The sequence below is a fragment of the Streptomyces anatolicus genome, assembly GCF_019400875.1.
Taxonomy (GTDB): domain Bacteria; phylum Actinomycetota; class Actinomycetes; order Streptomycetales; family Streptomycetaceae; genus Streptomyces; species Streptomyces anatolicus.
In genome coordinates this window covers 1-25,194 of the sequence record NZ_WMBF01000034.1, presented here as the reverse complement: position 1 = coordinate 25,194, position 25,194 = coordinate 1, and the positions used below count along the sequence as shown (strand labels likewise).

The following is a 25,194-nucleotide window of genomic DNA, read 5'->3' as shown; positions in this document are numbered from 1 at the left end:
CAGGTGCGTGCTCTCGGCGTGCCGGGCGTAGGGCCTCGTACTGGACGTACTTGGCTCTGCGCCCGGTGCGGCGAGAGTGCGTGCATGGCGTCGCGAGGCAGGCGGGAATTGTCAGACAGGCCCTAGGGCCTGTCCGGCGGATCATGTCGCGGGAAGGTCTCGTCCGCGTCGCCCGGAGTGCAGTGGTAGAGCGTCGGCGAGCTGCCCTTGCCGCTGTCCCTGCCCTTGCCGCTGTCCATGCCCCGGTCGCCGTCCCTGCCCCGGCCGCTGTCGGAGTCAGCGGCGCTGTCGGGGTCGGCGCCGTACGTCCGGGGATCGACCTTGGCGCAGGCCGACTCCACCCAGGCGCTTATCGCCGTCTTCCAGAACTGCACATTGGTGACCAGCGCGAAGTTGACCTCACCCGAGGCCACGCGCTCCCGGTACCAGGTGAGGCTCCTCCCGGTGAGCGGGAGGACGGGCAGGGCCTCGGCGTAGATGTACGGGGCCAGGTCCAGCCTGGTCTCGGCGGACAGCGTGTACTTGGCGGAACCGCCGTGCTTCTTGACGTAGGCGAGGAGCTTGCTCTGGTCGGCGGTCATCGACGTATCGGCATTACGGGCGACGCGGCCCGCGCCCCCTGCGGGAACAGGGCCCGCGGACGCGTCGAACGCCGACCCTGCGTGCCGTTCGTCCAGCACGGAAAGGGACCACGCCGTAGGAGCGGCGAACATCGCGAGGCATCCGGCGAGCAGCCCGGCCGACCCGAGGCGCCGTGCGGCGGGGCTTGGGCGCGAGGTCGCAGACCGCCTGAGGGGAACGGTGACCGAGATGAGCGCGGCGAGCGCCCCCACGACGACGACGGGGATGAGCCAGGGCGCGAAGTCCGTGTAGTCGGAGGCGAGATGGACCGTCCAGCCCGCCTCGGCGACGATGACGGCGGGCAGGGTCCAGGCCCGCCGGCCTCCTGTCGCCGCGCGGTGGGCACGCCACAGGGCGACGGTCCCCGCGGCGGACAGCGCGGCGAGCGGAGGCGCGAGGGAAGCCACGTAGGCGGTATGCGGGATGAATAGGGCGCTGAGCACACCGGCCGCTGTCGCCAGCCATACGCCCCACATCAGATAGCCGGTGCGGGCCTGGTCGGTGCGAGGGCCCGCACGGTGGCGTACGAGGCCGAAGGCCAGGGCGCACAGCGCGAGGGGGTACAGCCAGCCGATCTGCGGGGTGAACCTGGAGTCGAGGAGGAGCTTGAACCAGTCCGATGGGCCGGGTCTCCCGGGCGGCTGCTGACCACCGTCAGGCCCGTACCAGCCCGGCTCCTTATCCTTTTCCCCTCCCTTGCCCTTTCCCTCTCGCTCTCCCTTACCCTCTCTCTTGCCCTCGCCCTTGCCCCCGTCCTTGTGCTCTGCCGTCGCCTGCCGCCCGGCATCCCCCTTCTCGCCCCCGTCGCCGGGGCGAGCGAACCCCCCGCCGTCGATCAAGCCCGGAAGCATGCGGTCGAAGGCGTTGTAGCCGAAGACCATCGCGAAGGCGCTGTTGTTGGTGGAAGCGTCCACGTAGGGGCGGTCGTCCTTCGGGGTGAAGGTGAGCAGGGCCACCCACGACAGCGACACCGAGAAGAGCACCACTCCCGCCGCCGCCAGCCGTCCGAGTCGCTTTCGCAGCTGGACCGGAGCCGCCACCAGGTAGCCGATGAAGAAGGCGGGGACCACGACCCAGGCCTGCACCATCTTCATCTGGAAGCCGATGCCGATCCACAGGGCGCTCAGCAGCAGCGGCCTGAGCCGGGCGGTGCCGACCGCCTTCTGGTACTGGTCGGCAGCGAGCACCAGGCACATGGTGAGCGAGCCGTCCGGCATCGCGTGGCCGAACATCGAGGCCGCGATGGGGGTGACCGTCAGCAGTCCGGCGGCGAGGAGCCCGGCGGCGGGCCCCTGCCAGCGGCGAACCAGCCGGTACATCACCAGGACGGAGATGACGCCCATGACGCACTGCGGCAGGGTCAGGGCCCAGTCGTGGAAGCCGAAGATCCGTGCGGAGAGGGCCTGCGGCCACAGGAAGCCGCCGATCTTGTCCAGGGTGAGGGTCGCCGAGGGATCGACAGTGGTGAACAGGAACGCCTTCCAGCTCTCGGACATGCTGCGGGCGGCCAGGGAGTAGTAGGGGGCGAACCCGCTGCTTGTGATGTTCCAGGCGTAGAGCAGCGCCGCGAGCGCGGCGATCGCGAGGAGCCCCGGCCGGGCCCAGCGCGGCTGGTCGGGCGGTGAGCACCAGAACCGCCAGCGGTGCGGCGGTGTCGGGGCAGCCGAGGGCGCGGTCCTGCTGGAGGTGCTGGTCAGAGACGTCATGGTCGCTGCTGGCTCCTTGTTTCCGGACAGGGCCGCCAAGTGGTCGACGTCTCGCTTCTACCGGCAGCCTGTTGTCCGGCGCCGGTGGGGCAGTTCCGGACAACAGGCTCCGGACATCAAGCTCCCCCCACCCTTACTTCGTCCTGCACAAGGCGTCGTCGATGAGCCGGTCGGTGCGGTCGTCGCGGTCCTCCGCGGCCACGTTCGTGGAACGCATCACGAGGACGCCCTTCTTGCCCTTGTCGACGAAGCCGTTGCCGTTCAGGTGGCCGAGGGTCGTCCCGCCGTGGCCCCAGTAGCTGCCGCCGCAGCTCAGCCGCGTCTTGAAGATGCCGAGCCCCATCTCCCGCTTGGCCGACGTCTCGCCCTCTTCGGGAGCCGGCACCGTCTTGAGCATCTGCGCCATCTGCCTCGGTGCGAGCAGCTTGCCGCCGAGGAGCTTCTGCCAGAAGAGGGTGAGATCGTTCCGGGTGGTGATGAGGTCGCCCGCCGCGCCGCCCCAGGTCATGCTCAGCTCGGTGCTCTCGACCAGCGGGCCCTCCGGCTTGAACTGCTGGTAGGCCTTGGCGTGCGGCTGGGGGAGGCCCGTGCGCCTGCCCGGGGAGTAGGTGTCCTTGAGGCCGAGGGGTTCGATGATCCGGGCGCGGACCTCGTCGCTCCAGTGGTGGCCCGTCGCCTTCTGGATGATCAACCCCGCCAATATGTAGCCGGTGTTGGAGTAGCTCCAGCCCTCGCCGGGCTCGAAGAGGGGCTTGTCCCGCAGGGCCAGGCGGATGAGGTCGCGCGGCGCGTACTGGTCGAAGCGGTGCTCCTGGAATTTCCTCTCGTCGAGGACGGGCAGCTTCGCTATGTAGTCGGGCAGACCACTGGTGTGCTGGAGCAACTGGCGTACGGTGATCCGGCCGCCGTCGTGGCCGTTGCCCTCGACCACGCCGGGCAGCCAGTGGTCGACGGTGTCGTCGAGGCGTATGCGGCCCTCGCCGACCAGTTGCAGTACGACGGTGGAGACGAAGGTCTTTGTATTGCTGCCCATCCGGAAGTAGCCGTGGTCCGGCATCGGCCGGCCGGTGCCCAGCTCGGCGGTGCCGCTCCGCACGGAGGTGCGGTGCTCGCCGTTGACCAACGTGGCCTGCGCGCCCACCACTCCGTCCGCGCGGACCATGTCGTCCAGCCCCCGCTGAAGATCGGCCCGCCCGTAGCCGGACCTGCCGGAGCCGTCGGAGTGGGCCCAGGCGGTGGAGGCCGGCATGGCGATCGTCGCCGCGACGACGATCGCCGTCACCGATCCGAGGGTGTTTCGCAGGTGCTTCATGGTGGTCGCCTCACATGGCTGGGGAGTGTGTGGTCAGTGCGCTCGTCCCAAGATCATTGAGTCATGGGAGGGCGGTGTGCGGCCATGGAGGAGCCCCCCTGGCAGGGGGTATGGAGAACCCCCGGGAGAGCGGAGACGGAAAGGCGGACTCGGGAGAGCGGACATGGAAAACCCCGCCCCTTCACCCGACGTGCGGCGAAGAGGCGGGGCACGAGTCACCAACCGCCCCGCTCAGGACAGCAGTTCCACCTCCGCCAGCGTCGCGGAGCCGACCGGCGCCAGCCGGTAGTGGCGGTACGCCCCCGGGCGGGCCACCGTGAACACCCGCGTCTGCTGGTCCCAGGCGAAGGACTCACCGGAGCGCCTGTCCAGGTCCTTCCACCTCCGGCCGTCGACGGAGCCCCGCAGGACCCAGCCGCGCGGCGCCTTCGCCCTGTCGGTGGACGACGTCAGCGTGTACTGCACCGCCTTCGTCCTCCCGGCGACCGGCAGCTCCACGGCCGAGTCCGAAGTCGCCTCGGTCGCCGAGGTGTTGTCAAAGAGCGGACCCTCGCCCTTGAGCGCGTCCTTCCTCGGCGAAGGCACCTTGTCGTCCTGCGTCACCGACGTCGGCTGCGCGTTCTTGCCCGCGCCCCACGAGGAAGGCTTCGGGCCCATGTCGAACTCCAGGACCCCGCCGCGCGCGATCAGCCGGTGCGGCAGCGCGGTCGACTTCCACGCCTTGCCGTTGACCTTCAGACCCTGGACGTAGATGTTCTCGGCGCTGTTCCTCGGCGCCTTCACGACCAGGTCGCGTCCGTTGTCCAGGTGCACGGTCATCTTCTTGAACTGCGGTGAGCCGATGGCGTATTCGCCGCTTCCCATCACCAGCGGATAGAAGCCGAGCGAGGAGAAGAGGTACCAGCCCGACTGCTCGCCGTTGTCCTCGTCTCCGTGGTAGCCCTGGCCGATCTCGCTGCCGGTGTAGAGGCGTGAAAGGACCTCGCGGACCTTCTCCTGCGTCTTCCACGGCTGCCCGGCCGCGTCGTACATGTACGCGGCGTGGTGCGCGACCTGGTTCGAATGCCCGTACATGCCCATCCGCACGTCACGCGCCTCCGTCATCTCGTGGATGACGCCTCCATAGGAGCCCGCGAACTCGGCGGAACCGGTCTCCGGAGTCGCGAAGTACGTGTCGAGCTTGTCGCCGAGGCCCTTGCGGCCGCCGTACAGATTCGCCAGGCCGCGCGAGTCCTGCGGAGCCGTGAAGGCGTACCCCCAGGCGTTCGTCTCGGTGTAGTCGTGACCCCACACGCGCGGGTCGAACTTGTCCGAGGGAACACGCCACTTGCCCTTGGCGTCCTTGCCCTGGAAGAAGCCGGGCGGCGTGCCCGCCCCTGCCGCCTTGTCGTCGAAGAGGTGCACATAGTCGCGGGCGCGGTTGAGGAAGTACGCGGACTCGTCCTTGTAGCGCCTCTCACCCGTCTTCTTGTAGAGGGCCGCGCCCATCCGTGAGATGCCGTAGTCGTTGAGGTAACCCTCCAGCGCCCACGACAGGCCCTCGTGCGTCTCGCTGCTCGTGTAGCCGAGGAACGGCGAGGACTTCATGCCTTTGCGGCCGACGCCCGAACTCGGCGGCACCACCGTCGCGTTCTTCAGCGCGGCCTCGTACGCGGCCTCCGCGTCGAACTTGACGCCCTTCACGTGCGCGTCCGCGAACGCCACATCGGAGGACGTGCCCGTCATCAGGTCCGCGTACCCCGGCGACGACCAGCGCGAGGTCCAGCCGCCGTCCTTGTACTGCTGCACGAACCCGTCGACAAGCTCGCCCGCCTTCTTGGGAGTGAGGAGGGAGTACGCGGGCCATGTCGTGCGATAGGTGTCCCAGAAGCCGTTGTTCACATACGGCTTGCCCTCGACGATCTTCGCGCCGGTGTGGGTCGGGGTGTCGGGACCGGTCTGCGGCGAGAAGGGCGAGGCGTACTTGTACGTCGCCTTGCCGCCCTCCGAACGCACCTTCTCGAACCCGGAGTTGGGGTACAGGTACAGCCGGTAGAGCGAGGAGTACAGCGTCGTGCGCTGGCCCTCGCTCGCGCCCTCGACCTCCACCTTGCCGAGGAGCGCGTCCCACTGCCGCTGGGCGCGGTCCTTCACGCGGTCGAAGGAGGTGCCCGCCGGGATCTCCTGGGCGAGGTTGGCCCTGGCCTGGTCCACGCTGATGAGGGAGGTGGCGAGCCGCAGCTGGACCGTGCGGTCCTCGCCCGCCTTGAAGCGGAGGTAACCGGTGACGTCACCGCCCCCGCCGCCCTCCAGCTTGCCGCCCGCGCTCACGGGCGCGTCGAAGGTGCCGTAGACGAACAGGCGCGTGGCCCCCGTCGAAAGCCCGGACTTGACGTCCGAGAAGCCGGAGACGATCCCCCTCTCCTTGTCGAGGGTGAGGCCGCCCTTCTCCGAGACGTTGTCGAAGATGACGCTCGCGTCGTCACCGGGATAGGTGAACCTCATCATCGCGGCGTGGTCGGTCGGCGCCATCTCGGCCTTGAGGCCGTTCTCGAACGTCACGCCGTAGTAGTGCGGGCGCGCCGTCTCCTTCTCGTGCCGGAAGGGCAGCGCCCGCTTGGTCCGCGAGGCGCTCGGCGTGTCCTTGTCGACGGACGGCATCATCTGGAACGTCTGCCGGTCACCCATCCACGGGCTCGGCTCATGGCTCGCGCTGAACGCCTGGATCGTCGGCAGGTTGTCGTCGTTGTTGCCGCGCGCGTAGTCGTACAGCCAGCTCAGGGAGCCCGCGTTCGTCACCGGCGTCCAGAAGTTGAAGCCGTGCGGTACGGCCGTCGCCGGGAAGGTGTTGCCGCGTGAGAAGCCGCCGCTGGAGTGGGTGCCGCGGGTGGTGTCGGCGTAGTCCGAGGGGTGCGCCTTGGGCTTCGGCGGCGCCTTCTCCCTCAGGGACACGTCGTCGAGCCAGCCGCGGAACTTCGCGGGGCCCTTCGGCGCGTCGTACGCCAGGAGTATCCGGTCGACGGTCTTGCCGCGCGCGACCTGCCCGATGCGGGAGGCCACGTTGTTCCACTGGTTGACGTAGAGCACCTTGGCGGCGCCCTGACCGCGCGGACTCAGCGGGAAACCGTGCTGGTCGGTGGCGCGGAGTTCACTCAGATAGGTGCCGTCGGTGAAGGCGAGGTCGACGGCGACGTGCGTGGCCGCGTAGTCGAGGTCGCCCTCGGCCATCGAGGGGAAGACGCGGTAACCCAGCTCGGTGTCCGCCCGCACCGGGACGTCGACGTCGAAGACCTTGTTGTACGAGTAACCGCGGCCGTCCGCCGTGTGGGTGCCGGCGTAGCGCAGCGCGTGCTTGCCCGTGAACCCGGCGCGGGACTTGGCGGTAGGGGAGCCGCTGGGGCCGCGGTCCACCAGGCTCAGCATGTCCTCGGGGGCGGGGGCCTCGGTGCCGCCGACCGACAGCTGGACGTCGGCGAGCTGGAGTATGTCGGCGGCGCCGTTGTTCGCGGTGACGTCGAGGCGGTAGTGGGTGTACGCGGCGGGGTCGGCCACGTCGTACTTCTTCGTCTTGTGCCGGCCGTCGAACGCCTCGCCCTTGCGCTCGTCGAGGACCTTCCACTCCTTGCCGTCCGTGGAACCTTTGAGCGTCCAGTCCCTGGGGTCGCGCTCGGCGTGGTCATTCGCCGAGGTCAGCGCGTACGTCACTATCTTGGCGGGCTCTTTCAGGTCGAACTCGGCCCAGCCGTCCTTCGCGAACGTCAGCCACTTGCTGGTCGCCTCGCCGTCGACAAGGTTCTCGGCGACCTCCCCCGAACCGGCGTTCTCCCCGCTGGCCCGCACCTCGGTGACGTGGTCCATCACGCTGCCGGGCAGACCGGAGCTGAAGGCGCCGTTCACCCCGGAGGCCTTCTTCTTGCCGTCCGGCCCGGTCTCGACGGTACTCACCCAGTCCGGCCGGGCGTCCTCCTCCTCGAACGAGGAGTCGAACTCCCGCTCGACGCGAGGCGCTTGCTCGGGCCCGGCGACGGCGGCCCCCTGCGCCGCCACGACGAGCGCCAGCGCCAGCGTGCCGATGGCCGCGGCCGAACGGGTTCCGGGCGCACCCGGACGGTGGTGTCTGTAACGAGGTCTACGTGCCGTGTGCGGCATCCCCGAGCCCCTCCTTGCGAGTTGGACAACGTTGTCACGATCGCTGCGCAAGGTCTAGTAGGGAGTCAAGTGAGGAGTGGTGTCAAGGCTGTTGTACGGGGCGGAACCGGCCGCCGCCGCACCGAAATCAGGGAAAGTCCAAAAGAAACGCCGTGAAAGTCCACGCGTTCACCAGGCGTGGTGCGAGAGGTTTTGACCAGGGATCGGCGCAGGTCTCAACTCGGAAAACCTCACGAGGAAACCGGTATTCGATCTTGCCGACTCGACCAGAAATGGACTATACCTGTCGGCATTCATCCAGCCGTTCGGCACCACCGCACGACCCCAGCTTCACACCACCGCGGTGCCGGGGAGGGTCCCGTTCACCGCCTGAGTCCTGTGAGAAGGCGAGGACTTGAGCATGGGATCCACCAGCGTCAACCGTCGTGATGTCATGAAGAGGGCGGCCGCCGCCAGTCTGCTCGCGGTGCCCGCCGTGGGGGCGCTCAGCTCCTGCGCCAGCGGGGGCGGCGAGGAGAACAAGGCCGAGAAGGGGAAGAAGAGCAAGAAGAACCCCCTCGGCGTCAAGGAGGACGCGGCCCTCGCGGTCTACATCTTCAACGGCGGATACGGCGACAAGTACGCCCAGTTCGTCACGGACATGTACGCCGACAAGTACCCGAAGGCCGACGCGAACCAGAAGGCGACCGAGAAGATCGCCACCCAGGTGCAGCCGAAGATCGTCCGCGGCAAGCCCACGGCGGACGTCGTCAACAACTCCGGCGCCGACCAGATGAACCCCGGCAAGCTCGTCCACAACAAGCAGGTCGCCGACCTCAGCGAGGTGCTCAACGCCCCCTCGTGGGACGACCCGGACGTCACCGTGCGCGAGACGCTGGTGCCGGTCGTGGAGCAGATGGGCCGCTTCGGCGGCAAGGAGTGCTACCAGCTCAACATCGCCCTGACCGTGTACGGCAACTGGCACTCCAAGAAGCTCCTGGAGGACGGCCTCGACTCCTCGTACCCGAAGACCTGGGACGAGATGCTCGCCGTCTGCAAGAAGGCCAAGGCCAAGGGGATCCACGGCTGGAGCTACCCGGGCGGCCACCCCCGCTACATGTTCTTCAGCATGTACGCGATGTTCGCCCAGCGCGGCGGCCGCGAGGTCATCGAGGCGATGGACTACCTGGAGCCGAACGCCTGGAAGCACGACGCGGTCAAGGACGTCTTCGAGGCCTGGGAGGAGCTGGTCGCCAAGAAGTACGTGCTGACCGGCTTCGACGGCCAGGAGGCCCACACCGAGATGCAGACCGCCTGGACGAAGGAGGGCAAGTGCCTCTTCGTGCCCAACGGCTCCTGGGTCGAGAACGAGGCGAAGGACACCACGCCCAAGGACTTCCGGATGACCGTGGGGGCGACCCCGTCGCTGGACTCGGGCGACAAGATGCCGTTCGGCACGCTCTACGCCCCGGCCGGTGAGCCCTTCATCGTCCCCGCCAAGGCCAAGAACCGCCAGGGCGGCCTGGAGTGGCTGCGGATGATGTACAGCAAGGAAGCCGCCCGCAACCTCTTCGAGGAGATCGGGTCGATGCCTGTCGTCAAGGGCGCCATCGACGGCCTCGAGCTGCCCTCGGGCGCGGCGAGCGCGCAGGCGGCCATCAAGGCGGCCGGTGAGAACGTCGTCATCCCGCAGTTCATGGACTGGTACAACGAACTGTTCCGCGAGGACTTCAACAACATGATCCACAAGTTCATGCAGGGCCAGATCGGCACCAAGCAGGCGATGGACACCATGCAGAAGGCCAGCGAGCGGATCCTGAAGGACCCCGACGTCACCAAGGTCAAGAAGGCCTGAGGAGCGTGCAGACCGACACCCGGGTGGCCAAGCCCCCGCCTTCGAAGAAGCGGGCGGAGCCCGAGGCTCCGCCCAAGCCGGCCAACGGGCTTCTGCTGTGTCTGGCGTTCCTGCTGCCGCCCCGCCTGACCCCGCGGCGGGTCCGCTACGACCGGCGCTACCGCACGCTCGACAAGTACCGCTTCATCGTGGGCTTCCTCGCCGTGCCGCTCGCGTTCTACGCCCTGTTCGTCGTCTCGCCCTTCCTCCAGGCGATCTACTACTCGTTCACCGACTGGTCCGGCGGCCCGGTGGCGAACTTCATCGGCTTCGACAACTACCGCAAGATGTGGGACGACGAGCGGTTCTGGGACTCGCTGGAGGTCAGCGTCCTCCTGCTCGTCATCGCCCCGGTCGTGACCCTCGTACTCGGCATGTTCTTCGCCTACATGATCACCGCGGGCGGCCGGCACCGCAGGGGTCAGGCGATCGCGGGAGTCGTCGGATCGTCGTTCTACAAGGTCGTCTACTTCTTCCCGCAGGTCCTCTCCGTCGCCATCATCGCCGTGGTGTGGGGCCGCGTGCTGAACACCAACAGCGGCCTGATCAACGGTGGTCTCGACAAGGTTGGCGTCGACGGCCCGGCGTGGCTGGGCGGCGACCACGCCCTCGGCGTCCTCTCGCTGCTCACCGTGATCAGCTGGAGCTTCGTCGGCTTCTACGTCGTCCTGTTCTCCGCCGCGATGGGCGCGATCCCCAAGGACATCCACGAGGCCGCGCTCCTGGACGGCGCGGGCCGCGCCCGTACGTTCTTCAGCGTCACGCTCCCGCTGATCTGGGACACCGTGCGCACCGGCTGGATCTACATGGGCATCCAGGCGCTCGACACCTTCGCGATCTGCCTCGTGATGGTGCCCTCGCACGTTCTGAAGGTCACCCCGGTCTTCCTCTACGAACGGTTCCGTGACGGTCAGTACGGCTATGCCACCTCCATCGGCGTCGTCCTTCTCGTCCTGAGCATGGTGTTCTCCCTGATCGTCATGCGGGCCGGGAACCGCGACCGGATCGAATACTGAAGACCGTGGGAGCCACTGACTCATGACCACGACCGCCACCACCGCGCCCCGCCCCGGCACCACCGCCGACGTGCCCCGAAAGAAGGGCTCGGGGACCACCCTCAACGTCTTCTCGCACGCCTTCCTCGTCCTGTGGGTCGTGCTCGCCGCCGGGCCCCTCATCTGGGTCGCGCTCACCGCCTTCCGCCCCTCGGCCGAGATCCTCAGCGATCCGATGGGCTGGCCCGCCGCCTTCCACTGGGAGAACTTCACCAACGCGTGGAACAAGGCGAACATCGGCCAGTACACGGTCAACTCGCTGATCATCCTGGCCGGTTCACTCACCGGGACCATGCTGCTCGGCTCCATGGCGGCCTACGTGATCGCCCGCTTCACCTTCCCCGGCAACCGCCTGGTCTTCATGCTCTTCGCGGGCGGCATGATGTTCCCCGTCATCCTCGCGCTCGTCCCGCTCTTCGCCGTCATGGAGAACTTCGGACTCCTCGACACGCGGCCCGGCCTGATGATCGCGTACATCGCCTACTCACTGCCCTTCACCACCTTCTTCCTGACCTCCTTCTTCCGCACGCTGCCGACCGGCGTGCAGGAGGCGGCGATGGTCGACGGTGCCTCGCACACGCGTACGTTCTTCCAGATCATGCTGCCGATGGCCAAGCCCGGCCTGGTCAGCATCGGCATCTTCAACTTCCTCGGCCAGTGGAACCAGTACCTGCTCCCGCTGCTGCTCAACAACGAGGACGAGAAGAGCTACGTACTGCCCCAGGGCCTCGCCTCGCTCGCCGTCTCCCAGGGTTACCGCGGCGACTGGGGAGCGCTCTTCGCGGGGCTGACGATCGCCATGCTGCCGGTCCTCGTCGTCTACGCGGTCTTCCAGCGACAGGTACAGGCCGGTCTGACCGCCGGGGCGCTCAAGTGACCTGGTGAGGCAGGTGATTTCAGCTTGGCCACGAAAGTGGTCTAGGCCTGTCGAGGCAAAACCGCACGTGAGTAGTGTCGGCTGCCACGGCGCCGCGGGGGGCGACTGAACGCGCTCAAGTCGACACCGATGTCGAAGGGTTGAACAGCATGAGGAACCGAATGGTCGCCGCCGGAGCGGCAACGCTCTGCATGGCGCTGGGACTTACCGCCTGTGGCGGGGACAGCGACAGCGTCGACAGCAAGACGATCAAGCTTGTCGCCGCCGACTACGGCGACAAGGCCTCCAACGCCTCGAAGGTGTACTGGAACCAGGTCAAGAAGGAATTCGAGAAGGCCCACAAGGGCTACAAGGTCGACGTCCAGGTCATCAACTGGAACGAGATCGACAAGTCCGTCAAGAACATGATCCAGGCGGGCGACGAACCCGACCTGCTCCAGACCGGCGGTTACGCAGACAAGGTCGCCGACGACCTGCTCTACAAGGCGGACGAGGTGATGTCCGCGAAGACCCGCGAGAACCTCATTCCCACCTTCGCCAAGGCCGGAGAGGTCGACGGCACGCAGTACGGCATCCCCTGGGTCTCTTCCAGCCGCGTGATGTTCTACAACAAGGACGTCTTCAAGAAGGCCGGCGTGAAGGCCCCGCCGAAGACCTGGGACGAACTCGCCGCCGCCGCGAAGAAGATCAAGGACAAGAAGGCCGCCGAGACCCCCTACGCCCTGCCGCTCGGCCCCGAGGAGACCCAGGGCGAGACGATGATGTGGGAGCTGGGCAACGGCGGCGGCTACACCGACGCGGACGGCAAGTACACCCTGGACAGTGCCCAGAACGTCGAGACGTTCGAGTGGCTCAAGACCAACCTCGTCAAGCCCGGCCTCACCTACGCCAACCCCGCCTCCACCGACCGCAAGACGGCCTTCGCGGACTTCGCGGGCGGCAAGGTCGGCATGCTCAACGGCCACCCGAGCCTCATCCAGATGGCCAAGGGGGGCGATGTCGACTACGGCGTCGCGCCCATTCCCGGCAAGGAGGGCCCGCTGGAGAGCACCCTCGGCGTGGCCGACTGGATGATGGCGTTCAAGGACGGCGGCGCGGAGAAGGAGGGCGTGAAGAAGTTCCTGGACTTCACCTACTCCAAGAAGATGCTGGCCTTCGACGAGATGTACAACCTCATGCCGGTCACCCAGGACGCCCTGAAGACCATGCAGTCCAACGGCGAGCACAAGGACCTGGAGCCGTTCTTCGAGGTGCTGCCCGAGGCCAAGTTCTACCCGCTGGGCGACACCTCGTGGGACCTGGTCTCCGCCGAGATCAAGAAGACCGGCGGCAAGGCGGTCGTCGACGACCCGAAGCAGGTGCTCGGCGACCTCCAGAAGAAGGCGGAGTCTGCGGCGGCCGACGCCAAGTAGCCGCTCGGCCCTGCCACTTCCGCCCGGTTCCCCCAGTACTCCCAGTACTCCCAGTACTCCCCGTTCACCCGGTTCGCAAGGAGTCCTTGTGTCACTGAAGGCCCCTCCGTCCCCGGCCTCCTCGGGCCGAGGACGGGGCGGGCGCGCGGCAGGGCCGGTGAGCCGCCGCGGCGGCATCGCCCGGCTCGGCCCGCTGCCCTGGATAGCGCCCGTCATCCTGCTGATCCTCGCCGTGGTCGTCTGGCCCGTCATCGAGCTGATCCGCACCTCGTTCCTCGACATCTCCATCGCCGGCAAGGTGCGCGGCAGCGCCGGGACCGACAAGTTCAAGAAGCTCTTCGAGGAGAGCGACTTCGGGGCCGTCCTGACCTGGACCGTCATCTGGACAGTCGTCGTCGTCACCGCGACCATGCTGCTCTCGCTCGCCCTCGCCCAGCTCTTCAACCAGAAATTCCCGGGCCGCCGCATCACCCGGTGGGCACTCATCGCCCCCTGGGCGGCCTCCGTCCTGATGACAGCCATCGGCTTCAAGTGGATGCTCAACCAGACCGCGGGCGTCCTCAACACCGTGATGCTCGACCTCGGCCTCATCGACAGCTCCAAGGACTGGCTCGGCAGACCGGAGACCGCCTGGCCCTGGATGATGGCCGTCGCCGTCTTCGTCTCCCTGCCCTTCACCACGTACACGCTCCTGGCCGGTCTCCAGACCATCCCCCAGGACGTCTACGAGGCCTCGCGGATCGACGGGGCCGGGCCCTGGCAGACATACCGGCACATCACGCTGCCGATGCTGCGGCCCGCCTTCCTGGTCGGCGTGGTGATCAACCTGATCAATGTCTTCAACTCCTTCCCGATCATCTGGGCCATGACCCAGGGCGGCCCCGGCTACGACACCTCCACGTCGATGGTGTTCATGTACAAGCTGAAGGAGACCGACATCGGCGAGTCCGCGGCGATGTCGGTCGTCAACTTCCTGATGGTCGTGGTGCTCGTGCTGATCTTCCTGAAGGTCAGCCGGTGGAACGAGGAGGACTGATGGCGACCACGACGGCGACCCGCCCCGCGCCGAAGAAGGGCCGCACACCCAAGGGCCGCACACCCAAGCGCCCCTTCCGGCCCCGCACCCTGGTCATCACGGCCTGCGCCTGGCTCCTCGCGGCGGTCTTCCTCGCGCCGTACCTGGAGATGATCGTCACCGCGCTGCGCCCCAAGGAGGAGCTGCGGGACCGCACCTATCTGCCCCAGAACCTGGAGTGGGCGAACTTCATCGACGTATGGAAGGAGTCCGAGCTGGGCCAGAACCTCCAGGTCACCCTGGTCGTGGCGGGCGGCGCGACGCTCTTGGTCCTCCTCGTCTCGCTGCCGGCCGCCTACTACACGGCCCGCGTGCGCTACCGCGGCCGCAAGCTCTTCCTGCTCCTGGTCCTGGTCACCCAGATGTTCCAGCCCACGGCCCTGCTGGTGGGCCTGTACCGCGAATTCCACCAGCTGGACATGTTGAACTCCGTCTGGACGCTGATCCTCACCAACGCGGCGTTCAACCTCGCCTTCGCGGTGTGGATCCTGACGGCCTACATCAGCTCGATCCCGCCCGAGCTGGAGGAGGCCGCCATGGTGGACGGCACGAGCCGCTTCGGCGCGATGATCAAGGTGACACTGCCGCTCGCGCTCCCCGGCGTGGTGACGGCCGTGATCTTCACCTTCATCACCTCCTGGAACGAGTTCGTGATGGGCCTGACCCTCACCACGGAGCCGGACAAGCAGCCGCTGACGGTGGGCATCAGCAATTTCATCGGCAACTACACGGTCCAGTGGAACTACCTCTTCGCCGCGTCCGTGGTGGCGATCGTGCCGGTCATCGTGTTGTTCGCCTTCATCGAGCGGCATGTGGTGTCGGGGCTCACGGCGGGCTCGGTGAAGTAGCGCCCGGCGCCATGGCGGGCCGGGGCCCGGCGGGGAGCGGAACGGCTCCCGCCGGGCCTCGGCCCTTTCCGCGTTCGATCGACTGTTTTTCCGTCAAGGACTTGACTGCGCCAACCCCTTCATCGGAGCTTGGAGTTCACAACTTGTACGGGCGGCCCTGGTGCCGTACGTCATACGGCAAAGGTGGAAGAGTCAATGGAGACTCCGGGGTCGCAGTCCTCTCTGCACCGGGCCAATCTGGAGCGGGTCGTACGAGCCGTACGCCTCGCCGGATCGCTCACGCAGGCGGAGATCGCGCGGACGACGGGCCTGTCGGCGGCGACGGTCTCCAATATCGTGCGGGAGCTGAAGGACGGCGGGACGGTCGAGGTCACGCCCACCTCGGCGGGCGGCAGGCGGGCCCGCAGCGTCTCGCTCAGCGGTGACGCCGGCATCGTCATCGGCGTCGACTTCGGCCACACCCACCTGCGCGTCGCCGTCGGCAACCTCGCCCACCAGGTGCTCGCCGAGGAGGCCGAGCCGCTGGACGTCGATGCCTCCGCCGCGCAGGGCTTCGACCGGGCCGAGCAGCTGGTCAGCAGGTTGATCGCGGCCACCGGAGTGGACCCCACCAAGATCGCGGGCGTGGGGCTCGGCGTGCCCGGGCCCATCGACGTGGAGTCCGGGACGCTCGGCTCGACCTCGATCCTGCCGGGCTGGACCGGCACCAAGCCCGCCGAGGAGCTGGGCGCCCGCCTCGGCGTGCCGGTGCACGTGGACAACGACGCCAACCTCGGCGCGCTCGGCGAGCTGGTCTGGGGGAGCGGCCGCGGCGTCAAGGACCTGGCGTACATCAAGGTCGCCAGCGGTGTCGGCGCGGGGCTGGTGATCAGCGGGCGGATCTACCGGGGGCCCGGCGGTACGGCGGGGGAGATCGGGCACATCACCCTGGACGAGTCAGGGCCGGTCTGCCGGTGCGGCAACCGAGGCTGCCTGGAGACCTTCACCGCCGCCCGTTATGTCCTGCCGCTGCTCCAGTCCAGCCACGGCACGGATCTGACCATGGAGCGCGTGGTGGGGCTCGCCCGGGACGGCGACCCGGGGTGCCGGCGCGTGATCGCCGACGTCGGACGGCACATCGGCAGCGGCGTGGCCAACCTCTGCAACCTCCTCAACCCGTCCAGGGTCGTCCTCGGCGGGGACCTCGCGGAAGCCGGTGAGCTGGTGCTCGGCCCGATCAGGGAGTCCGTCGGGCGGTACGCGATCCCGAGCGCGGCGCGTCAGCTGACCGTCCTTCCCGGGGCGCTCGGCGGCCGCGCCGAGGTGCTCGGCGCGCTGGCGCTCGCCCTCAGCGAGATGGGTGATTCAACCCTTTTGGACGGATCACTCCCCGTCGAGGCTCCTGCCTTCACTTAGATAACGCATGGCACCGTTGTCATCTCGTTAAGGATTTACTCCTTGACGCTGGTGTGGCGGCCGAGTTGACTTCGAGCCACCTCGGCCGCAACGACGCGGCCTCGTCAGGGAGGCACCCCACCATGAACGCAATGACGCGTCGCGTCGTCATAGGCACGGCCGCGGTTTCGATGGCACTGGCCATGACCGCGTGCGGCAAGGCCGGAGACGGCGAAGACAAGAGCAGCGGCGGCGACAGCAAGACCATCGGTCTGCTGCTCCCCGAGAACAAGACCACCCGGTACGAGACCTTCGACCGCCCCATCATGGAGGCGAAGATCAAGGAACTCTGCTCGGACTGCGAGATCAAGTACAACAACGCCGCTCAGGACATCGAGAACCAGAAGAAGCAGTTCGACGCCCTCATCACCCAGGGCGTCAAGGTGATCATTCTGGACGCCGTCGACTACAAGTCGACGAAGTCCTGGGTCGAGCGGGCCGACAAGCAGGGCGTCAAGGTCGTCGCGTACGACCGGCTCGCCGAGGGCCCCCTCGCCGCCTACGTCTCGTACGACAACGAGAAGATCGGCCGCCTCCAGGGCGGGGCCATGGTCAAGGCGCTCGGCGCCAAGGCCAAGGACGCCAACGTCGTCATGATCAACGGCTCGCCGACCGACCCGAACGCCCCCTTCTTCAAGAAGGGCGCCCACTCGGTGCTCGACAAGAAGGTCAAGAAGATCGCGTACGAGCAGGACATCCCGGACTGGTCGCCCGACGAGGCGAACAAGAAGATGTCCTCCGCGATCGACAAGCTGGGCAAGGACGGCATCCAGGGCGTCTACGCCGCCAACGACGGCATGGCGGGCGGCGTGATCACCGCGCTGAAGCAGCGCGGCATCAAGGTCCCCGTCGGTGGCCAGGACGCCGAACTCGCGGGTGTGCAGCGCCTGTTGAGCGGCGACCAGGACTACACGATCTACAAGGAGATCAAGCCGGAGGCCGAGACCACCGCCGAGATCGCCGTGGCCCTGCTCAAGGGGAAGGCCGTCGACGCCCTCACCGACCGCAAGGTCGACTCGCTCAGCGGCGACTTCAAGGGCATCCCGGCCAAGCTGTACGACGCGCAGGCGATCACCAAGAACGAGGTCGCCGACACGATCGTCAAGGACAAGGTCTACAAGGTCAGCGAGATCTGCACCGCCCAGTACAAGAAGGCGTGCGACGAGGTCGGCATCAAGTAACTCCCGCTCGCGGGAAAGCCGTTCGTACGAAGTGAACACCGGGGGGCGCTCCAGAGAGCGCTCCCCGGGAACCGTGCCCCATTGAGGCACTGCTCTTGCTGCACCACCATTCCCCGCCCCCGGGCGGCGAAGGAGATGATTCACGTGTCCGCTACGCCCGTGCTGGCGTTGCGCGGGGTCTCCAAGCGGTTCGGCGCCGTCCAGGCGCTCACGGACGTAGACCTCGAAATCCACACCGGTGAGGTGGTCGCCCTGGTCGGCGACAACGGCGCCGGCAAGTCCACCCTCGTCAAGACGATCTCGGGCGTTCACCCGATCGACGACGGCACCATCGAGTGGGAGGGCCGCCCGGTCCGCATCGGCCGGCCGCACGACGCCCAGAACCTCGGCGTGGCCACCGTCTACCAGGACCTCGCCCTCTGCGACAACCTCGACGTCGTCGCCAACCTCTTCCTCGGCAGCGAGCTGAAGAGCGCCTCCGTCCTGGACGAGATCAAGATGGAGAAGCGGGCCAGGGAGCTGCTCGACACCCTCTCCATCCGCATCCCCAGCGTCCGCATCCCCGTCGCGGCGCTCTCCGGCGGTCAGCGCCAGGTCGTCGCCATCGCCCGCGCGCTGGTCGGCGACCCCAAGGTCGTCATCCTCGACGAGCCCACCGCGGCCCTCGGCGTCGAGCAGACCGCGCAGGTCCTCGACCTGGTGGAGCGGCTGCGCGAGCGCGGCCACGGCGTGATCCTCATCAGCCACAACATGGCCGATGTGCGCGCCGTCGCGGACAAGGTCGCGGTGCTGCGGCTCGGCCGCAACAACGGCACGTTCTCCGTCGCCGACACCACCAACGAAGAGGTCATCGCCGCGATCACCGGCGCCACGGACAACGCCGTGACCCGCCGCAAGGCGCGTACGGCCACGGCACCGAAGGAGGACGCGAAGTGAGCGACCTCGCCAAGACCCCGACAAGCAAGAACTCCGGCGCCCCGGGCGACACCCCGCCCCCGGCGGCCCCGGTCCCCGCGGTCGACCCGCGCCTGCTCGTGCGCGAGGAGGGCCTGGCCGGCTACTGGACCGAGTTCAAGCGCAAGATGCGCGGCGGTGAGCTGGGCTCGCTGCCCGTCGTCATCGGCCTGATCGTCATCGCGATCGTCTTCCAGCTGAAGAACGACCACTTCCTGGACGCGAGCAGCCTCGCGAACATCGCGGTCTTCACCTCCGGCCTCGGCATCATGGCCGTCGGCATCGTCTTCGTCCTGCTGCTCGGCGAGATCGACCTCTCGGTCGGCTCGGTCGCCGGTATGGGCGCGGCGGTCTGGGCCGTGCTGAGCGTCACGCACGACCTGAACGACTGGCTCGCCGTCGTCATCGCCGTCCTGGCCGGTCTGGTCATCGGCGCCGTCCATGGGTTCTTTTTCGCCAAGATCGGCGTGCCCGCCTTCGTGGTCACCCTTGCGGGCTTCCTCGGCTGGAGCGGTCTGCAGATCTGGCTGATGGGCGGCGAGGGCAGCATCAACACGCCCGAAGGCAGCGTCGTCGAGGACCTGACCGGGCACTTCTTCGCCGAGAAGGGCGCGGCCTACGGTCTGGCCGCCGTCGCGATCCTCGCGTACGCCGCCTCCCTGCTGCTCGACAGCAAGCGCCGCAAGGCCGCCGGGCTGCCCTCGCGCCCGGTCAGCGAGATCGTGCTGCGCACGGTCGTCGTCGCCGTCCTCGCGGGCGGCGCCGCGTACGTCCTGAACGAGCCGGCCGGAGCGCGCGGTCTGCCGCTGGCCCTGGTGCTCTTCCTCGCCGTGCTGGTGATCGCGGACTTCGTGGCGCGGCGCACCACCTTCGGCCGCCAGGTCTTCGCGGTCGGCGGCAACGCCGAGGCGGCGCGCCGGGCCGGTATCAACGTCGACCGGGTCCGGATCATCGTCTTCGCGGTCTCCGGGATGCTGGCGGCCTTCGGCGGCCTGTTCATCGCGAGCCTGTCCGGTGGCGCCACGAAGAGCCTGGGCGGCGGCAACACGCTGATGATGGTGATCGCGGCGGCCGTCATCGGCGGGACGAGCCTCTTCGGCGGGCGCGGCAAGGTGTGGTCCGCGCTCCTTGGCATGCTGGTGATCCAGTCCATTCAGCAGGGGCTGAATCTGCTCGGTATGGCCAGTGAGATTCAGTACATGATCACGGGGGCGGTTCTTCTTGCTGCCGTGGTCATTGACTCTGTTTCGCGGCGTACGCAGAAGTCGGCGGGGCGCGCGTAGGCGCTCCGCTGGTCGGGCCGTCTTTCGCTGCGGGTTCGTCGTGGCTGGGCGCGCAGTTCCCCGCGCCCCTTACGGGGCTTCCCTGCGCCCCCTCCGGGGTTTCCCCCGCGTCCCTCTTAGGGGCGCGGGGGGTCTTCGTTTGCGCCGGGAGCGGCTCCCCGGGCGCGGGGCGTGGTGGCGGAACATTAGACTCGGCAGACCCGGCAACGCTCGAACAGCACATCTCAGCTCTACTGCAAGGAGGCACGGGTGCCGCTGCTGAACCGCATCACGGGACCGCGCGATCTTGACCGGCTCAGTCCCGAGGAGCTGAACCAGCTGGCCGGAGAGATCCGCGGATTCCTCGTCGAGGCAGTCTCCAAGACCGGCGGCCACCTCGGCCCCAACCTCGGCGTGGTCGAGCTGACCATCGCCCTGCACCGGGTCTTCGAGTCGCCCAAGGACAAGGTCCTCTTCGACACCGGCCACCAGAGCTATGTGCACAAGCTGCTCACCGGCCGCCAGGACTTCGGCAACCTGCGCGGCAAGGGCGGCCTGTCCGGCTACCCCTCGCGCGCCGAGTCCGACCACGACGTGATCGAGAACAGCCACGCCTCCACGGTCCTCGGCTGGGCCGACGGCCTCGCCAAGGCCAATGAGGTGCGCGCCAAGGACGATCACGTCGTCGCCGTCATCGGTGACGGCGCGCTCACCGGCGGCATGGCCTGGGAGGCGCTGAACAACATCGCGGCCGCCAAGGACCGCCCGCTGGTGATCGTCGTCAATGACAACGAGCGTTCGTACGCCCCCACGATCGGCGGGCTCGCCAACCACCTGGCGACCCTGCGCACGACCGACGGCTACGAGCGTTTCCTGGCCCGCGGCAAGGACATCCTGGAGCGCACGCCGGTCGTCGGCAGGCCGCTCTACGAGACGCTGCACGGCGCCAAGAAGGGCCTGAAGGACTTCATCGCCCCGCAGGGCATGTTCGAGGACCTCGGCCTGAAGTACGTCGGCCCGATCGACGGCCACGACATCGAGGCCCTGGAGTCCGCGCTCCAGCGCGCCAAGCGCTTCGGCGGCCCGGTCATCGTGCACTGCATCACCGAGAAGGGCCGCGGCTACAAGCCCGCCGAGGAGGACGAGGCCGACCACTTCCACGGCATCGGCCCCATCCACCCCGACACCGGTCTGCCCATCGCGGCGGGCGGCATGGACTGGACGTCCGTGTTCGGCGAGGAGATGGTCAAGCTCGGCCGCGAGCGCGAGGACATCGTCGCCATCACGGCCGCCATGCTCCAGCCCGTCGGCCTCGCCAAGTTCGCCAAGGCCTTCCCCGACCGGGTCTACGACGTCGGAATCGCCGAGCAGCACGCGGCCGTCTCCGCGGCCGGCCTCGCCACCGGCGGCCTGCACCCCGTCTTCGCCGTGTACGCGACCTTCCTCAACCGCGCCTTCGACCAGCTCCTGATGGACGTGGCCCTGCACAAGTGCGGTGTCACCTTCGTACTGGACCGCGCGGGCGTCACCGGCACGGACGGCGCCTCGCACAACGGCATGTGGGACATGTCGATCCTGCAGTGCGTGCCGACCCTGCGGATCGCCGCCCCGCGCGACGCCGACCAGGTCCGCCTCCAGCTGCGCGAGGCCGTCGAGGTCGACGACGCGCCGACCGTCGTGCGCTACTCCAAGGGCGCGGTCGGCCCGGCCGTCAAGGCCGTCGGCACGGTCGGCGCCATGGACGTGCTGCGCGAGGCGGGCAGCGACCGGCCCGACGTGCTGCTGGTCTCCGTCGGCGCGCTCGCGCCCATGTGCCTGGAGATCGCGGGCCTGCTGAACAACCAGGGCATCACCACGACCGTCGTCGACCCCCGCTGGGTCAAGCCGGTCGACGAGGCGATGGCGCCGCTCGCCGAGAAGCACCGCGTCGTCGTCACCGTGGAGGACAACTCCCGCGCGGGCGGCGTCGGTTCGGCGATCGCCCAGGCCCTGCGCGACGCGGGCGTGGATGTGCCGCTGCGTGACTTCGGCATCCCGCCGCGCTTCCTTGACCACGCGTCCCGCAAGGAGATCATGGCCGAGATCGGACTGACCGCGCCCGACATCGCTCGCCAGGTCACGGGTCTGGTCGCCAAGCTGGACGGCAGGTTCGAGCGCGACACGGCCGCGGCCGTGGAGTCCGTGGAGCCCGCCCGCGACTGACGTCAACCGACACGGCCGATGGGCCGGTTCCGGCACCCTGTACGGGTGGTGGGACCGGCCCATTCGCGTGAATAGGGCCGTGCCGGGCGGTGCGGGATGCGCGGCCTCTCGATCATGTCGGGGACGACAAGCGTGGAGGCAAGCGTGGAGGTTCACCCGTGACAAGCACCCTGTTCCGAACAAAAAGCGTCGAGCAGTCCATCCAGGACACCGAGGAGCCGGAGCACGCGCTCAAGAAGTCGCTCTCCGCCCTCGACCTCACGGTCTTCGGCGTCGGTGTCATCATCGGCACCGGCATCTTCGTCCTGACGGGGAAGGTGGCCAAGGAGACCGCGGGGCCCGCCACCGCGCTCGCCTTCGTCGTCGCGGGCGTCGTCTGCGCGCTCGCCGCCCTCTGCTACGCGGAGTTCGCCTCGACCGTGCCGGTCGCCGGATCCGCGTACACCTTCTCCTACGCCTCACTGGGCGAGCTGCCCGCCTGGATCATCGGCTGGGACCTGGTGCTCGAATTCGCGCTCGGCACCGCCGTGGTCGCCGTCGGCTGGTCCGGCTATGTGCGGTCGCTGATGGACAACGCGGGCTGGCATCTGCCGGAGGTGCTCACCGGGCCCGACGCCGCCGAGGGCTTCGGCTTCGACATCCTCGCCTTCGCCCTGGTGCTCGTCCTCACGGTCATCCTCGTCCTCGGCATGAAGCTCTCCGCGCGCGTGACCACGGTCGTCGTGGCCATCAAGGTGGCCGTCGTCCTGATCGTCATCATCGCGGGCGCCTTCTTCATCAAGGCCGACAACTACAAGCCGTTCATCCCCAAGGCGCAGGACGTGCCGCCGGGCGACAGCATCCAGTCGCCGCTGATCCAGCTGATGTTCGGATACGCGCCCACCAACTTCGGTGTGATGGGCATCTTCACCGCCGCCTCGGTCGTCTTCTTCGCCTTCATCGGCTTCGACATCGTGGCCACCGCCGCCGAGGAGACCAAGCTGCCGCAGCGCGACATGCCGCGCGGCATCCTCGGCTCCCTGCTCATCTGCACGGTCCTGTACGTCGCCGTGTCGATCGTCGTCACCGGTATGCAGCACTACAGCGAACTCTCCGTGGACGCACCGCTGGCCGACGCCTTCAAGGCCACCGGGCATCCCCTGTACGCGGGCATCATCAGCTTCGGCGCCGCCGTCGGCCTCACCACCGTCTGCATGATCCTGCTGCTCGGCCAGACCCGCGTCTTCTTCGCGATGAGCAGGGACGGGCTGCTGCCCCGCTTCTTCTCCCGCGTCCACCCGAAGTACAAGACGCCGCACCGGCCGACGATCCTGCTCGGCGTGCTCATCGCCATCCTCGCGGGCTTCACCAGCCTCAACGAACTCGCCGAACTGGTGAACATCGGCACGCTCTTCGCCTTCGTCGTCGTCGCCCTGAGCGTCCTCATCCTGCGCCGCACCCGCCCCGACCTGCACCGCGCCTTCCGCACCCCGCTGGTGCCGCTGGTGCCGATCCTCTCGGTGGCGGCCTCGGTGTGGCTGATGCTGAACCTGCCCGCCGAGACCTGGCTGCGGTTCGGCATCTGGATGGCGCTCGGCTTCGTCGTCTACTTCGCGTACGGGCGCTCGCACAGCCAGTTGGGCCGCCGCGGCAAGCAGCTCTCCGCCGACGACGCACGGTAGTCACCCGCCGTTCGGCAGGCATTCCTCCCCGGCCCCGTATGTCCCGATCCATTCGGAACTGCGGGGCCGGATAGCGTGCACCGTATGCTCGCCGCGCCCGCCACCTCACTACGCTCCGTACGCGGCCCCCGGGTGCCGGGGCCGCGCCAGGAGTACGTCCCCGAGCCCTCGGCCGCCTACTGGAGACGCCTGCTCCCGCTGCTCGCCGCCCTGGCGTGCCTGACCCGCCTGCCGTCCTTCCGGTGGCCGCTGTGGAACCCGGACGAGGGCTATCTCGCCGTCCAGGCGCGGATGTTGGCCGACGGCGGCGAGCTGTACGAGACGGTGGTCGACCGCAAGCCGCCGCTCGTCCCCTGGCTCTACGCGGGCGCCTTCGCGCTCTTCGGCGACTCCTCGCTGCTGCCGCTGAAGGTCCTCGCGGTCGCCGCGCAGCTCCTGACGGCGGTACTCCTCGCCTCGCTGGCCCGGCGCCGCTGGGGCAACGGCGCGGGCCGCACCGCGGGCGTCCTGTACCTGCTGGTCTCGATCGGCCTCAACCCGGAGGACGCGCAGGCGGCGAGCTTCGAGGTCTTCACACTGCCGTGCACGGCCGCCGCGATGTGGTGCGCGGACCGCCGTCGATGGGGCGCGGCGGGGGCCGCGGTGGCCTGCGCCTTCCTGGCCAAGCAGACCGGGGGAGCGGTACTGCTGCCGGTGCTCTGGCTGCTGTGGCGCGGCGGGCCTCCCCGGCGGGGCGGCCCTTCCCGGCAGGAGGGCCCTCCCCGGCGGGACGTCCTGCGCCTCGGCGTCGGCCTGTGCGCCCCCGTCCTGACCGCGGCCGCCCTGACGACGCCCTCGGGTTTCCTGTTCTGGACGGTGACAGGCTCGGGTGCGTACGCCTCCTTCACCGGCTCCGAACTCCACGTCCTGGGCCGGGGGTTGGCGAACGCCGCGATCCTCGCGGCGGCCTGCGCGGGCCTCCTCCCGCCGGTCGTACGCGTCCTGCGCATCGCCCGCACCGGAGCGGCCGAGCTGTGGCTGTGGCTCGCCTCGTCGGTGGCCGCGGTCCTCCTCGGCTTCCACTTCTTCGGCCACTACTACCTGCAACTCATGCCGCCGCTCGCCCTGTTGGGGACGGCGGCACTACAGATCCTGCCGCGCGAGCGGACCGTACGCGCGCTCGTGACATCGGGGTGCGCCTGCGCCCTGTTCCTGGCCTGGGGCCTGCTCGCGCCGCGCCCCGAACTGGCCCACGCCACGCGCCTCGCCGAGACCGTCAGGGCACACACCGGCCCGCAGGACCGGGTGCTGCTGTGGGGCATACACCCGGAGGGCTACTGGCTGGCCGACCGCGCCCCCGCGAGCCGCTTCCTCACGGCCGGCCTGCTCACCAACTACAGCGGCGGGCGCAATGGCCCCCAGGTCGGGGAGAAGTACGCCGTCCAGGGCGCCTGGCCCGCCTTCCGCGAGGAGTGGCGGGCCCACCCCCCTGCGCTGGTGGTGGACGACTCCCGTGGCAAGCCGTACGCCCCGGCCCGGGTCCCGTCCCTGCGCAGGGCCCTGGCGGTGGGGTACGAGCCGGTGCTGTGGGTGGAGGGGGCGGTGGTGTACGTG

At 68.6% G+C, this 25,194-nt stretch carries 16 protein-coding genes; 13 read left to right on the top strand and 3 right to left on the bottom strand.

What is annotated here, in order from left to right:
• Positions 1-122 precede the first annotated feature (122 nt).
• The 3 genes from GKQ77_RS06175 to GKQ77_RS06165 all read right to left on the bottom strand — a co-directional run bounded on the left by GKQ77_RS06175 (position 123) and on the right by GKQ77_RS06165 (position 7,767).
• Entirely contained in the window at positions 123-2,327 is a 2,205-nt protein-coding gene (locus GKQ77_RS06175) for an ArnT family glycosyltransferase (protein ID WP_219687690.1), read from the bottom strand.
• Between the two features lie 133 nt (positions 2,328-2,460).
• A complete protein-coding gene (locus GKQ77_RS06170; RefSeq protein ID WP_219687689.1) occupies positions 2,461-3,639 on the bottom strand; it encodes a serine hydrolase domain-containing protein in 1,179 nt (392 codons plus the stop codon).
• 231 nt (positions 3,640-3,870) lie between these two features.
• Entirely contained in the window at positions 3,871-7,767 is a 3,897-nt protein-coding gene (locus GKQ77_RS06165) for a GH92 family glycosyl hydrolase (RefSeq protein ID WP_219687688.1), read from the bottom strand.
• Positions 7,768-8,167: 400 nt separating this feature from the next.
• Here GKQ77_RS06165 and ngcE point away from each other — a divergent pair, with 400 nt between their 5' ends.
• The 13 genes from ngcE to GKQ77_RS06100 form a co-directional block, all read left to right on the top strand.
• Positions 8,168-9,601 (top strand): N-acetylglucosamine/diacetylchitobiose ABC transporter substrate-binding protein, encoded by a 1,434-nt coding sequence (gene ngcE / locus GKQ77_RS06160; protein WP_219687687.1) that lies wholly within the window; start codon positions 8,168-8,170, stop codon positions 9,599-9,601.
• Positions 9,602-9,726: 125 nt separating this feature from the next.
• Positions 9,727-10,656: a carbohydrate ABC transporter permease gene (locus tag GKQ77_RS06155; RefSeq protein WP_258020914.1), complete on the top strand. Its 930-nt coding sequence runs from the start codon at positions 9,727-9,729 to the stop codon at positions 10,654-10,656.
• 22 nt (positions 10,657-10,678) lie between these two features.
• Positions 10,679-11,572: a carbohydrate ABC transporter permease gene (locus GKQ77_RS06150; protein ID WP_219687686.1), complete on the top strand. Its 894-nt coding sequence runs from the start codon at positions 10,679-10,681 to the stop codon at positions 11,570-11,572.
• Between the two features lie 149 nt (positions 11,573-11,721).
• A complete protein-coding gene (locus tag GKQ77_RS06145; RefSeq protein ID WP_258020909.1) occupies positions 11,722-12,984 on the top strand; it encodes an extracellular solute-binding protein in 1,263 nt (420 codons plus the stop codon).
• Between the two features lie 88 nt (positions 12,985-13,072).
• Positions 13,073-14,020 carry a carbohydrate ABC transporter permease gene (locus tag GKQ77_RS06140; RefSeq protein ID WP_219687685.1) on the top strand — a complete coding sequence of 316 codons (948 nt, stop codon included), beginning with the start codon at positions 13,073-13,075 and terminating at the stop codon, positions 14,018-14,020.
• On the top strand, positions 14,020-14,907 hold the full coding sequence (locus GKQ77_RS06135) for a carbohydrate ABC transporter permease (RefSeq protein ID WP_219687684.1): 888 nt from the start codon (positions 14,020-14,022) through the stop codon (positions 14,905-14,907). Before GKQ77_RS06140 ends, GKQ77_RS06135 begins: the two co-directional genes overlap by 1 nt.
• Positions 14,908-15,102: 195 nt before the next feature.
• A complete protein-coding gene (locus GKQ77_RS06130) occupies positions 15,103-16,302 on the top strand; it encodes an ROK family transcriptional regulator (protein WP_219687683.1) in 1,200 nt (399 codons plus the stop codon).
• Positions 16,303-16,424: 122 nt separating this feature from the next.
• On the top strand, positions 16,425-17,522 hold the full coding sequence (locus GKQ77_RS06125; RefSeq protein WP_372459838.1) for a substrate-binding domain-containing protein: 1,098 nt from the start codon (positions 16,425-16,427) through the stop codon (positions 17,520-17,522).
• A gap of 135 nt (positions 17,523-17,657) precedes the next feature.
• Positions 17,658-18,458 (top strand): ATP-binding cassette domain-containing protein, encoded by an 801-nt coding sequence (locus GKQ77_RS06120; protein WP_125515646.1) that lies wholly within the window; start codon positions 17,658-17,660, stop codon positions 18,456-18,458.
• Positions 18,455-19,759: a sugar ABC transporter permease gene (locus GKQ77_RS06115; protein WP_219687682.1), complete on the top strand. Its 1,305-nt coding sequence runs from the start codon at positions 18,455-18,457 to the stop codon at positions 19,757-19,759. Before GKQ77_RS06120 ends, GKQ77_RS06115 begins: the two co-directional genes overlap by 4 nt.
• 249 nt (positions 19,760-20,008) lie before the next feature.
• Positions 20,009-21,940: a 1-deoxy-D-xylulose-5-phosphate synthase gene (gene dxs, locus GKQ77_RS06110; RefSeq protein WP_219687681.1), complete on the top strand. Its 1,932-nt coding sequence runs from the start codon at positions 20,009-20,011 to the stop codon at positions 21,938-21,940.
• Positions 21,941-22,098: 158 nt separating this feature from the next.
• Positions 22,099-23,601 (top strand): amino acid permease, encoded by a 1,503-nt coding sequence (locus GKQ77_RS06105; RefSeq protein ID WP_219687680.1) that lies wholly within the window; start codon positions 22,099-22,101, stop codon positions 23,599-23,601.
• Positions 23,602-23,685: 84 nt separating this feature from the next.
• Positions 23,686-25,194: ArnT family glycosyltransferase (locus GKQ77_RS06100; RefSeq protein ID WP_219687679.1), on the top strand; the 1,509-nt coding region annotated here is incomplete at its 3' end.